We start from the raw sequence: 11713 nt of genomic DNA on the forward strand, positions 1-11713 counted from the left end.
TAAACTCGACGGATAACTTTTTCAAGTAGTAAGTTGAATTAGTAGTCTTGCTGGTAGGGTAGGCCTTGTGGCCGGCCGCAAGAGCTACAACCAGACCTGCCCGATCGCCAAGGGACTCGACATCCTCGGTGAGCGGTGGACGTTGTTGATCCTGCGTGAGCTGCTTGCCGGACCGCGCCGCTACAGCGATCTGCGAACCGAGCTGCCGGGCATTGCGACCAACCTGCTGGCCGGGCGACTCAAGGAACTAGAAAATGCGGGGCTGGTCGATCGTGCCGAGTTGCCGCCGCCGATCGCTCGCACCGTTTACACGCTCAGCGACGCCGGCTGGCAGCGGGTGCTACCTGTCCTGCAGAGCGTCGCGCGATTTGGCCTTGATCGGCTTGATTCCATAGAGGATGGTCCGGTTTCGCCGCTGACTGGATTTCTCGCGTTAATTGTCGTCCCCTTCAACCCGATCAAGGCGGCTGGGTTGACTGCGGCCTACCGTGTCGAGATCGACGGCCGGCGTTTCGAAGTCGCGGTGGATCGGGGCCGTTTGGCGGCCGCTCGCGGTGAACCAGACGTGACGGTTACCGCCAGCGCCGCGGATCTCCTCACCGCGCACCTCGGCTCCACCAAAGCAAAACGCAAGGCGGCGCTGCGTCGAATCAAATTCGACGGTGAACCCGACGCCATCGAGTCGCTGCGCACCGTGTTTTCGTTGTCGGAAGACTGAGCAGCACGCGACGAGGGGTGCAGGCGTCTGCGGTGTCGCATTGCGCCAGAAAGCTGGGGCCAGCTGGCCTGCGCCGCAGCAAACAGAAGCGACGAAATCAATTCGTGATGCTGAGAGCGTTCACGAATCTGATTGATTTGCAAGCATTTTGAAGGTCCGGAATCTCAAAAATCCGATAAAGAAGCATCGCGGTGGATTTACCGCTACCGAAGCTGTCGGCCGAAAAGTGTTGCCTACTAGTCTATTTCGTCCAACTGCAGGTGGGCCTCTTTGGTCAAGACGGCGCTGAGCTGGCGGGTTGCAGATGACAGCTGGTCCCCGAGACGAGTGACTGCAACGCCGCTCATGGGTTCGGCGCTGGGGACCAGGCTGAGCATCAGGGCGATGCCTTCTGGCCCAAAAATCGGGGAGTCGATGTGGCTCACCTTGTAGGTGCCGTCGGGCGCGAGGCTGACCGGGAACCACTGCTCCTCATGGATGAGCTCGTCGGTCAACTCTTGCGCCAGCTGGCTCAGCCGCCCGGAACGAACCTCGGCAGTACGCACGATCAGCGCAAGTTCCTGTAGACGTAAGTCAGGAAGTAGATGAAGTCCTACTGCGTACCCGCGCTGCTCGGCGTTTCCGATCGCCTTCCGGTATCGACCGCGTACGTCTGCGGGGAGGACACCCAGCCAGCGCTCTCGGACCTCCGGGCTGGCCCAGGCGACGGTCGACGCCCCATACGGCGGCCGGTGCGGGAATTGGGTGCCGATCGGCATCGGATGACCGCCGCCGTGACTGCTCCGGACCTGATCGACCACGGTCGAATAGTTCTCGTCCACCGAGAAGGCCACGCAGTGAGCGCCCGTTGCGGCCGACAACTCAGTCATCGCCGACCGCGCCAACACAAGTGCCGGATAGCGGCCGGACGCTTCCCGGCCGATGCGAACCAGCGCCGGGCCGAGATGGTAGGTCTTGCGAACCGGATCGCGCAGCAGCCACCCGGCCCGCAGCAATTCCGACAACATCGAGTGGCAGCTGGCCTTGTGGACGGACAAATATCGCGATACCTCGGCCAATGTCACGCCTTGGGTCCCGTCACCCGCCAGGTGTTCGAACAGGTTCACCACCCGCTGGGTCTGTGGGGAAGGTCGGGGAGCCATCGACTGATGGTCGCATAATGCGACCGCTTGCGGTGTTTTAAGCGACCATGTGACGATGGCCACAATGAACGACCTTCGCGGCAAGGTGGCCGTCGTAACGGGTGGCGCCGGCGGAATCGGCCGGGCCATGGGCAGGCGTTTCGGCCAAGAGGGGATGACGGTGGTGCTGGCCGACGTCCTCGCCGAACCACTCGACGAGGCGGTTCGGACACTCGCGAGCGAGGGCATCGACGTCCTCGGGGTGGTCACTGACGTCACCGACTATTGGTCGGTCGAGTCGCTCGCCAAGGCGGCGGTCGATCACTTCGGCGCAGTGCACGTCGTCTGCAACAACGCGGGCACCGGCGGGGTCTCCGAGGGGTACATGTGGGAACACGACCTCGCCGACTGGCGCTGGGGGATCGACGTCAATGTGCTCGGCGTCATCCACGGCATCAAGGCCTTCGTGCCGATCCTGCTCGAGCAGGGCGAGGGGCACGTGGTCAACACGTGCTCGGGCAACGGCGGTTTCGCACCGATCGCCCGCGGCGCGATGGGCGGCCCCGCCATGGCCGTCTACCCGATGACCAAGGCGGCGGTGCTGTGCCTGACCGAAAGTCTCTACACGCATTTGGCCATGACGGGGACACGCGTGCGCGCGCACGTTCTCTTTCCCGGTGGCTTCCTGAACACCGGTATCTGGGAGTCGTGGCGACACCGACCGCAGCGGTACGCCGCGACACAGGAACGCCGCACACCCGACCAGACGTTGGATGACGTTGTGGCTCGTTTCGAATCAGCCGGTGCCCGAGTCGAATTCACGCCGCTTGAGACGGTTGCCGATCAAGTCATCGAGGGAATCCGGGCCGACAGCTTTTGGATGATGGGGCCGCCCGCACCGTCGGACGCGGTCGTGAGCAAGAAAGCTGCATCGATCCTGGCTCGCGGGGAGCCCGACTACTTGGTCGACGTCCTGAGCAAGAACGCCGAGAACGCGCTGAAAACCGAAGGAGGAAACCGGTGAGCACCAACGTCATTCGCTACGGGCCTCGCCCGCCCGAGGCGCGTGTAGACCACGAGATCGACGCCACGAAAGCGCCCATCGCTACCGAGGCCGTCACCGTCACCTACCTCACCGACCCGGGGACCGTCGCTGCCGTCCTGCCGAAACCGCTGGAGCCTGCAGCCGAGCCCTTGGTGCGACTCCAACTTCAGCGGGTCCAGATCGAGGGCAGGCCGCCGTTCGGGTCGGCGGTGTTCTCGGTGACCGCCCGCCACGGCGACCTCGAGGGCGACTATCCGCTCTTCATGCCGCAGTCCACCGAACAATCGGTCACTGGGGGGCGTGAAACCTTCGGCGAGCCAAAGAAACTCGCCGACATTGCCGTCGACCGCGACGACAACTCCGTTACAGCCACCGTTGTTCGGTTGGGCTATCAGCTCATCACGGTGACCGGCCGCGTCACCGGTCCGGCTGAGTTGCCGCCCGATCAGGTGAACACCGAGTTCTACTTCAAGTTCCTACGGGCTCCCGACGGCAGCGGCATCACCGACCCACACCTGGTCTACGGTGAATACCACCGGCACTACGAGCTACTGGAGGACATCGACGGCACCCTCGAACTGGGGGAGTCGCCGTTGGACCCGGTGGCCGATATCGTTGTCCGCCAGATCAAGTCGATCACCTGGTGCCGGCGGCGGACCGTGCAGGTCGGGCGGATCGCCGAGCGGGTGCCAGCGGAATGGTTGTTGCCCTACGTGCACCAGCGCTACGACGACGTGGCGCTGCTCGCCGCGCCGAGGCCCGAGCCGACACGGGTGTAGCGGATGGACCGGTACACCGTCATCTCGGCCGACTGCCACGCGGGCGCCGACCTGCTCGACTACCGCGACTACCTCGATCCGGAATTCCGGGACGAATTCGACAGGTGGGCAGCGACATACGTCAACCCGTTCGCCGACCTCGCCGACGCCGACGCCGAGCGCAACTGGGACAGCGACCGGCGCAATGCGGACTTGGACAACGAAGGCGTCGCGGGGGAGGTCATCTACCCGAACACCATTCCGCCGTTCTTTCCGTCGTCGAGCCTGGCAGCGATGCCGCCGGAAGGTCCCCGCGAGCTCGAGCTGCGCTGGGCCGGCCTCCGTGCGCACAATCGCTGGCTGGCCGACTTCTGCTCCCTGTCCCCTGAGCGGCGTGCCGGAGTGGGACAGATCATGCTTCAAGACCTCGGCGAAGCCGTCGCGGAGGTGGCGCAGATCGCCAAACTCGGTCTGCGCGGCGGTGTCCTGTTGCCCGGGATCCCACCGGGTGCCGCCATACCGCAGCTGTACGCCGAACATTGGGAACCGCTGTGGGCGGCGTGCGCCGAGGCCGGCCTCGTGGTCAACCACCACGGCGGCAATGCCGGGCCGAGCCCGCTCGACGGATGGGGCAGCTCGTTCGCGGTGTGGGTGTACGAGACGCACTGGTTTGCCCACCGCGCGTTGTGGCACTTGATCTTCAGCGGTGTCATGGATCGTTATCCAGATCTCACCGTGGTCCTCACCGAGCAGGGTGCGGGGTGGATCCCGGCCACTCTCCGTTCGCTCGACGTCGCGGCCGCCCGCTATGCGCGAGAGGGCTCGGCGATCGCCCGCTTCGCCGGTCCTACCGCCGGCTCGCTAGGTCTCAAGCCCAGCGAGTACTGGGCTCGCCAGTGTTATGTCGGGGCCAGCTTCATGCGACCGGTCGAGTGCGCCGAGCGCCACGACATCGGCGTCGACCGGATCATGTGGGGCAGCGACTACCCCCATCTCGAGGGGACCGGGGCATTCACCCGAGAAGCGTTGCGCTACACCTTCTCCGGTGTTCCGGCCGATGAAGTGGCGGCCATGCTCGGCGGGAACGCGGCAGCTGTCTACGGCTTCGACTTGGAAGCGCTCAGACCCCTGACCGACCGGATCGGCCCGACCGTGGCCGAGGTCGCCGAACCGCTGCCGGCCGTACCCGCGGGTGCGAGCAGCACCGTCTTCGAGCCCGACCCGATCCGTACTTGGTAGCGAAAGGACTCTCAGTGGACCCGTACGTCATCATCTCCGCCGATACCCACGCCGAGCTCCCGACCGAGCAATATCGGCAGTACGTCGACCCCGAATACCGCGAGGACTTCGAGGCCTATCTGGCCGAGAAGATCGCGGCGTCGCAGGCCGGAGGCTTCATCGATGAGGAGTTCGCGCAAGCATGGTTCTCCGAGAACGGCGAAGGCATCGCTGGCGGATGGGATGTCGCACAACGAGATAAAGAGCTCGACGGCGATGGGGTGGCCGGCGAGGTCATCTTCCCCGACGCCGACGCGGTGACGGGTGTGGCGGGAGCTCCGTTCGGCGCCGGCCTGGGGCAGTCGGGCAACCTCGATCCGGGCCGGGCGATGGCCGGCGCACGGGCCCACAATCGGTGGCTGTCCGAGCTATGTAGTCACAGCCCCGAACGACGGGCCGGCGTTGCCGTCATTCCGATCCTGGCCGACGTCGATGCGGCGGTCGCCGAAATCACCCGAGCGGCCGAGGCCGGTCTGCGCGGCGGCATCCTGATCCCCGTGCTGTGGGGTAAGTACGCGCCCTACCACGACCGCAAGTACGACAAGGTTTGGGCCGCTTGCCAAGACCTGCAGATGCCGGTGCACACCCACGTGGGCCCGGCCCCGAGTGAGGACTACGGACCGCACCTGGGCATCTATACGACCGAGGTGCGGTGGTGGGGGGCCCGGCCGCTGTGGTTCGCCTTGTGGGCCGGCGTGTTCGAACGATTCCCGAACCTGCGGTGGGGCGCCACCGAGTGCGGTGCGTTCTGGGCGAATGATCTGCTGTGGCTGATGGACACCCGCTTCCTGCGTGAGCATTCGGCGAAGAAGATGAGCCGGTTGCTCGAGGGCGATCTGACGATGCCTCCCTCGGCATACTTCGATCGGAACTGCTTCATCGGGGCCACCACGACCGAGCGTCGTGAACTTGCGCGGCGCTACGAGATCGGTGTTTCTAACATGCTGTGGGGCAACGATTATCCGCATCCGGAAGGAACGTGGCCGAACACCCGCAAATGGCTCCGTCACGCGTTCTGGGACGTCCCCATCGAGGAGACCAGGCAGATGCTGGGGTTGGCCGCAGCCGAAATCTACAACTTCGATCTCGCGGCTCTCGCGCCGCTCGTCGGACGCATTGGCCCGACACCTGAGGACCTCGGCCAAGACGATTCGGTGAGCATTCCCAAATGGGAGGCGGCCCGTCAGGCGGGCCGCCATTGGTTGACCGACGCGGAGCCGTTACCCGACCTTGTCGAGAACTAGAGCCCGGCCCGTCGCGGCGAGGAGAAATCGACCGGCGTCGAAGCCGCTAGCTGGCGGTGTGGACGATCAGGATGTCGATCTTGGCTTTGCGCGCGACGTCGGCGGGCACCGACCCCAGCAACCGCCCGGCGACGGAGTCCAGTCCGACGTCGCCGACGACGAGCAGGTCGGCCTTGACCTCCGTGGCCAACTTAATCAGTGCCTCGACAGGAGCGCCGACAATGGCCCGCTCTTCGACGTCCTTGGCGCCTGCGGCCTTGGCCCGGTCGCGGGCGTCATGAAGGATCTCGTAAACGGCGGCATCGCCGTGCACCTTGTAGCCCTCGCGCCCGAGCGCGTCCTCGGCGCGCCTATCGCTCGCCGGGTCAGGCGAGGGCGGCCTCGCCCAGCCTCCCTTTTCGGGGTGGTGAAAATGCGCGGTCGCCACGATCAGCTTCGCGTTCTCCTGCGCTGCGAACGCTCCTGCTCTCTCGACCGCACGCATCGATGAGTCCGAGCCGTCGGTTCCGACGATCACCGTTCGATAGCCACTCATGGTCGCCTCCTTGCCGGCGGTCGCGACGATCACGACAGTAACGCCAGCTGGGCGACCGACGTTGGGGTTTGCCACAGCTGGGCCGCGACGGTCTACGGCGTTGGATCTGCTTCCCGTCGCCGCGCACGCCATTTCTGCCAGCCACGGTGCGTGACAAAGGCCCCGATGATTGCGGTCACGCACCACACCGCGATCGCGGAGTACGCCAACGGCGACGACAGGTTTCCGATCGACGCGCCCAGCGCTGTGTAGACGAACGCCCGCGGCGATGCGCCGATGAACGCGCCAACAGCCATCTGCCACAACGGAACTCCGAACGCGCCGAATGCGTACGAGGCGAGTGCATCCGAGATGCCGGGGACGAAGCGTTGGCCGACGACGGCCCACAATCCACGGCGGTCGATCAGTCGATCCAGACGGTCGGCGCGCTCAGGTCCGAGGAGGGCGCGCGCACTGTCGCGGCCGGCACGACGGCCGATCAGACTGGCGATGATCGCGGTCCCGACCGTCGCGCCGAGCGTGACGAATACTCCGAGCATTGGACCGAACAACACCCCGCTGCCCGCCGCCAGGATCGGGCCCGGCACGAACACGGCGCCGAGGAGGGCGGCAACCACGATGTAGGTCAGCGGCGCGGCGGGTCCCGTGGCGGCGACTGATCGCCGGACGTCCTCCACATCGACGACGCGCAGGACGGCGACCAGATAGAACAGTGCGAGCAGGAACGCCCCGAACAGCGCCAGCCGCACGATATGGCGCCGTCGGCCGATGGTCGTGGGGCTCTCGCTATCGGACATGTCGGACGCGATTCTCCCGCGCCATCTTCGGGCTCAGGTCAGGTGGCGGCTGCGGCACCGCGCAATTCGCGCTCGACTGCCATAGCGTCCGCCCGTCTTGCATGGGTTCAGGTGTCGAAGTTCGTGCTGGCGGTGAGCTGCTCCCACTTTCCGATCTCATTCGCGCGGGCGTCGGCGATGTAGCGGTAGGCGGCCAATGCGTCGGGTCCGAGGAGCAGGAATCCGGGCGGTTCACTGGATTCGACCGCCTCGATGATCGCGGTGCCGGCCTTGGCGGGATCGCCGGCCTGGGTGCCATCCATCGTGTCGTTCTCCTTGCGACGCTGTCCGGCGGTCGCCGCGTAGTCGTCGATGACCGTGGCCGATTGGGTGAGCGAACGTCCGGCGAAGTCGGTGCGAAATGCACCAGGTTCGACGACGGTAACCGAAATGCCAAGGGGCGCAAGCTCACCACGTAGGGCACCACTTACCCCTTCGACCGCGGCTTTGGCCGCGGCGTAGTAGCCGGAGCCGACCGGGGTCAGTTGAACGCCGATCGAGGAGATGTTCACAATCGCGCCCGAGCGGCGGGCGCGCATACCTGGCAGGACGGCCTTGATCATCGCGACAGTGCCGAAGAAGTGGGTCTCGAACAAGGTTCGGACATCGGCGTCGTCGCCCTCTTCGACGGCGGCGCGGTACCCATAGCCGGCGTTGTTGACCAGCACATCGATGCCACCGAAGCGCTCTTCTGCTTGGCGCACCGCGGACGCCACCTGCGCCGGATTGGTGACGTCCAGCGCGACCGCAAGCACCCGGTCGGGTGCGGCGTCCGCCAGATCGGCGACCCTGCTGACGTCGCGGGCCGTGACGACGGCGTTGTGGCCTGCGCCGATGACGGCATCTGCGAGCGAGCGGCCGAGTCCCGTCGAGCAGCCGGTGATGAGCCAGGTAGACATTTGCGATCGCTCCTTTCCCCGCTGGCCAGTATGTAGGAACTGCAGATCCGCAGCACCCGGCCTCGCTAGGCTCAATGCGTGGGGGACACGTTGTACGCAACGTGCGGTGATCTCAGCATCGCTTATCAGCTGTTCGGCGAGGGGCCAGTGGAGCTGGTTGTCGCCGGGTCGTTCGTCAGTCACATCGAGCTGTTCTGGACAATGCCCGAATTCGAGGCGTTCTTCGAGCAGCTCGGCACGTTCTGTCGTGTCGTCATGTTCGACAAGGCCGGCGTCGGGTTGTCAGACCCCGTGCCGCAAGTTCGCACGTTGGATGATCGTGCGGCGGAGATCGAAGCTGTCATGGACGCGGTTGGCTTCCAGCACGCGGTTCTCTTCGGCATAAGCGAGGGCGGACCGGCCGCCATGGTCTTCGCGGCGACACGACCGGAGCGAACGCGGGCCTTGATCCTCGCAGGCACCTTCGCGTACACGGGCTTCACCGGGTGGGATGACGTTGACCGCGACGCGGCCGAGGTGCGGGCCCGGGCGGTCGCCGGCCTGGGTGAGGCCTATACGCCGTCGACAGAACAGACCGCCCGGTTCCAGGAGTTCGGCAGGGCCATCCGCTCGGCATGGGGCAGTGGCGAGGCGCTGCGCTGTCTGCTGCCGTCAGTGAAGTCGGGACGCCAATTGGGGATGTTGGAGCGGATGAGCGCCAGCCCCGGAATGGCGCGCGCGACGGCCGAATCGGCATTCCGGATCGACGTGCGACCGGTCCTGCCCGCGATCACTGCACCATCGCTCGTGCTCCACGCCACGCATGACTTTGTGCCGGTGCAGGGCGGCCGATACCTCGCTGACCACATCCCCGGCGCCCGAATGATCGAGGTGGACGGCAACGACCACGCGCCCTGGTTCACCCACCCCGACGAGATCATGAGCGCGATCGAGGAGTTCCTCACCGGCAGCCATTTGGCGCCACCACAGTCCCATCGGGCTCTGCGTACCGTGTTGTTCACCGACATCGTCGCGTCGACGCAACGCGCTGCGGCGACTGGGGACGAACGGTGGCGTGCACTGCTTCACCGGTTGAGTGAGATCACTGCCGAACTCACCGAAAGATTCGGTGGCACCGTGGTGAAGGGTACGGGCGACGGCCACCTCATGACGTTCGAGGGGCCGACGCAGGCCATCCGCTGCGCCGAGGCCTTGCGTGGTGACGCCGAGAAGCTGGGCATCGAGATTCGCGCGGGGATTCACACCGGTGAGTGCGAGCTGTTGGACGCCGACATAGGGGGAATCGCGGTCCATATCGCGGCGCGGATCCTCGGTCAGGCCGGTGCCGGCGAAATCCTGGTTTCCCGAACCGTGCGTGATCTGGTCGTCGGCTCGGGCACGGGCTTCGAGGATCGTGGCACTGTCGAGTTGCGTGGGGTGCCCGGGAGTTGGCAGCTGCTTGCAGTCGACCGTCACGGCGCGCAGTCGGAATCGGCGGAGGCGCAACTGGCGGCGTTGCCCACCCCCGGCCCCCGGACTGCGATGCGTCGGTCGGATCGTGCTGTGGGGGTGATCGCTCGTCGATCGCCATGGATGCTTCGCACGGTGGCTCGCCTCAGTTCGCCCGGCAGGACGCCCACCGGAGCCAGCGCCCGCTCCTTTTAACGGATGTCGTTGATGTCGTTCTTGAGCGCTTCGGCCTCGGTGCCGAACACCGCTTGGACGCTGTTTCCGACTTCAACAACACCCGCAGCGCCCAGCGCCTTCAAGCGAGCCTGATCCACCTTGGTCCCATCGACAACCTCCATGCGAAGCCGCGTGATGCAGGCGTCGACATTCACCAGGTTCTCCCGGCCGCCGAACGCCGCGATGACCTGCTCGGCCTTGCTGTCGACCGCAGCGGGTGCGACCGCTGTCGCTACTCCGGACCCGCCAACCGTAATGGCCGTCGCGGAGTCCGCACCCTCCCCGAGGTTGGCCGCTTCCTCGGCTTCGAACTCGCTTTCCGGCTCACGTCCAGGGGTTCGCAAGTTCCATCGCGTGATCGCGAACCGGAACAGCAGGTAGTAGACGACGAAGAACACGACGCCCATGGCGATGAGCAGCGGGATGTTCTTCGCCGCCGGCGCCGTCCCGTAGAGGAGCAGATCGATCAGGCCTGCGGAGAACGAGAAGCCCAGGTGTATATCGAGCACGTATGCGATCGCCAGCGACAGCCCGGTCAGCACCGCGTGGATCAGGTACAGCGGGAACGCTACGAACATGAACGAGAACTCGAGCGGCTCGGTCACGCCGGTCAGAAACGCTGTCAGTCCGGCCGCTGCCAGAATGCCGACCGCAACCTTGCGCTGTTTCTTGTTGGCTACGTGGATCATCGCGAGTGCGGCGGCGGGCAACCCGAACATCAGGATCGGGTAGAACCCCGACGTCAGGTGGCCCGCCGTGGGATCGCCGGCAGCGAAGCGGGTGAGCTCACCGGTGACGACCTTGCCGTTCGGCGCCTGATAGTCGCCGTAGAGGAACCAGACATAGGAGTTCGGGATGTGGTGCAGGCCGAGTGGAATCAGCATGCGGTTGGCGAACCCATACACAAAAGCGCCCAACGCTCCCGAGCCACCGATGAACTTGCCGAGGCCCGTCAGCCCCGCATCGAAGATCGGGTAGAAGTAACTCATCGCGAAGGCAATGAACAGACAGGCCAGCGACACGACGATCGGCACGAAGCGCCTGCCCCCGAAGAATCCGATGTACGACGGCAATTGAATGGTGTGGTAGCGGTCGAACAGCCACGCAGTGACCAGACCGACCACGATGCCCGCGAACACGCTGTAGTTGATCTGGGCTTGGTCACCCGCCTTGTCGACCTGGCCGGCGAGCACGATCGGCGACATTGTCTTGAACACCGCCTGCACCACTAGATAGCCGACCACGGCAGCCAGTGCCGTCGAACCGTCGGCCTTCCTGGCGAATCCGATTGCGACGCCGACGGCGAATAGCAGGGGAAGATTGCTGAACAGCGCGTCGCCGGCAGCGGTCATCGCCTTGAAGAAGGACCCGATGACCGGGGCGTGAATTTTGCCGAGCAGATCATCCTGGCCCAGTCGCAGAAGGATTCCGGCCGCGGGCAGAACTGCGATCGGCAGCATCAGGCTCTTGCCGAGCCGCTGCAGTTGCGCGAAGCCGGGAATGCGTCGACCCGACTTTGCCGTCGTCCCTTGAGGTTTCGCTGCGTCGCTCATTTTCGTATCACCCTCCACTACCGCAAACATCGTCCGCGCCGAAGCTGAGCGGAAGCCTAGA

The 11713-nt window shown here is 65.4% G+C and carries 11 protein-coding genes; 6 read left to right on the forward strand and 5 right to left on the reverse strand.

Annotated elements, in window-relative coordinates:
* Positions 1 to 67: 67 nt before the first annotated feature.
* Positions 68 to 718: a winged helix-turn-helix transcriptional regulator gene (locus tag MYCSM_RS08110; RefSeq protein WP_015305662.1), complete on the forward strand. Its 651-nt coding sequence runs from the start codon at positions 68 to 70 to the stop codon at positions 716 to 718.
* A 236-nt stretch (positions 719 to 954) separates the two neighbouring features.
* Here MYCSM_RS08110 and MYCSM_RS08115 read toward each other — a convergent pair whose 3' ends face one another.
* Complete coding sequence (locus tag MYCSM_RS08115) at positions 955 to 1860, reverse strand: helix-turn-helix domain-containing protein (RefSeq protein ID WP_015305663.1); 906 nt, start codon at positions 1858 to 1860, stop codon at positions 955 to 957.
* A 64-nt stretch (positions 1861 to 1924) separates the two neighbouring features.
* Between MYCSM_RS08115 and MYCSM_RS08120 the strand changes: the two genes are divergently transcribed.
* Genes MYCSM_RS08120 through MYCSM_RS08135 form a run of 4 tightly spaced genes read left to right on the forward strand, consistent with a single transcriptional unit; the run spans position 1925 to position 6164 of the window.
* On the forward strand, positions 1925 to 2863 hold the full coding sequence (locus tag MYCSM_RS08120; protein WP_041311534.1) for an SDR family oxidoreductase: 939 nt from the start codon (positions 1925 to 1927) through the stop codon (positions 2861 to 2863).
* Positions 2860 to 3663: an acetoacetate decarboxylase family protein gene (locus MYCSM_RS08125; RefSeq protein WP_015305665.1), complete on the forward strand. Its 804-nt coding sequence runs from the start codon at positions 2860 to 2862 to the stop codon at positions 3661 to 3663. The genes MYCSM_RS08120 and MYCSM_RS08125 overlap by 4 nt, the downstream gene beginning before the upstream one ends.
* 3 nt (positions 3664 to 3666) lie before the next feature.
* On the forward strand, positions 3667 to 4881 hold the full coding sequence (locus MYCSM_RS08130) for an amidohydrolase family protein (protein ID WP_015305666.1): 1215 nt from the start codon (positions 3667 to 3669) through the stop codon (positions 4879 to 4881).
* A 14-nt stretch (positions 4882 to 4895) separates the two neighbouring features.
* Entirely contained in the window at positions 4896 to 6164 is a 1269-nt protein-coding gene (locus MYCSM_RS08135) for an amidohydrolase family protein (RefSeq protein ID WP_015305667.1), read from the forward strand.
* A gap of 46 nt (positions 6165 to 6210) precedes the next feature.
* Here the strand turns inward: MYCSM_RS08135 and MYCSM_RS08140 are convergent, their stop codons facing one another.
* The 3 genes from MYCSM_RS08140 to MYCSM_RS08150 all read right to left on the reverse strand — a co-directional run bounded on the left by MYCSM_RS08140 (position 6211) and on the right by MYCSM_RS08150 (position 8434).
* Complete coding sequence (locus MYCSM_RS08140; RefSeq protein WP_015305668.1) at positions 6211 to 6699, reverse strand: universal stress protein; 489 nt, start codon at positions 6697 to 6699, stop codon at positions 6211 to 6213.
* Between the two features lie 92 nt (positions 6700 to 6791).
* Entirely contained in the window at positions 6792 to 7496 is a 705-nt protein-coding gene (locus tag MYCSM_RS08145) for a TVP38/TMEM64 family protein (protein WP_015305669.1), read from the reverse strand.
* 107 nt (positions 7497 to 7603) lie between these two features.
* Positions 7604 to 8434, reverse strand: coding sequence for an oxidoreductase (locus MYCSM_RS08150; RefSeq protein ID WP_015305670.1), 831 nt, complete (start codon positions 8432 to 8434; stop codon positions 7604 to 7606).
* A gap of 78 nt (positions 8435 to 8512) precedes the next feature.
* On the opposite strand from MYCSM_RS08150, the gene MYCSM_RS08155 reads away from it, so the two are divergent.
* Complete coding sequence (locus tag MYCSM_RS08155; protein ID WP_015305671.1) at positions 8513 to 10078, forward strand: adenylate/guanylate cyclase domain-containing protein; 1566 nt, start codon at positions 8513 to 8515, stop codon at positions 10076 to 10078.
* Here the strand turns inward: MYCSM_RS08155 and MYCSM_RS08160 are convergent.
* The gene (locus MYCSM_RS08160; protein WP_015305672.1) at positions 10075 to 11652 is read right to left on the reverse strand and encodes a PTS transporter subunit EIIC; all 1578 of its coding nucleotides are present in this window, start codon (positions 11650 to 11652) and stop codon (positions 10075 to 10077) included. The genes MYCSM_RS08155 and MYCSM_RS08160 overlap by 4 nt on opposite strands.
* Positions 11653 to 11713 lie beyond the last annotated feature (61 nt).

Origin of the sequence: Mycobacterium sp. JS623 (assembly GCF_000328565.1) — a bacterium.
Taxonomy (GTDB): Bacteria; Actinomycetota; Actinomycetes; order Mycobacteriales; family Mycobacteriaceae; genus Mycobacterium.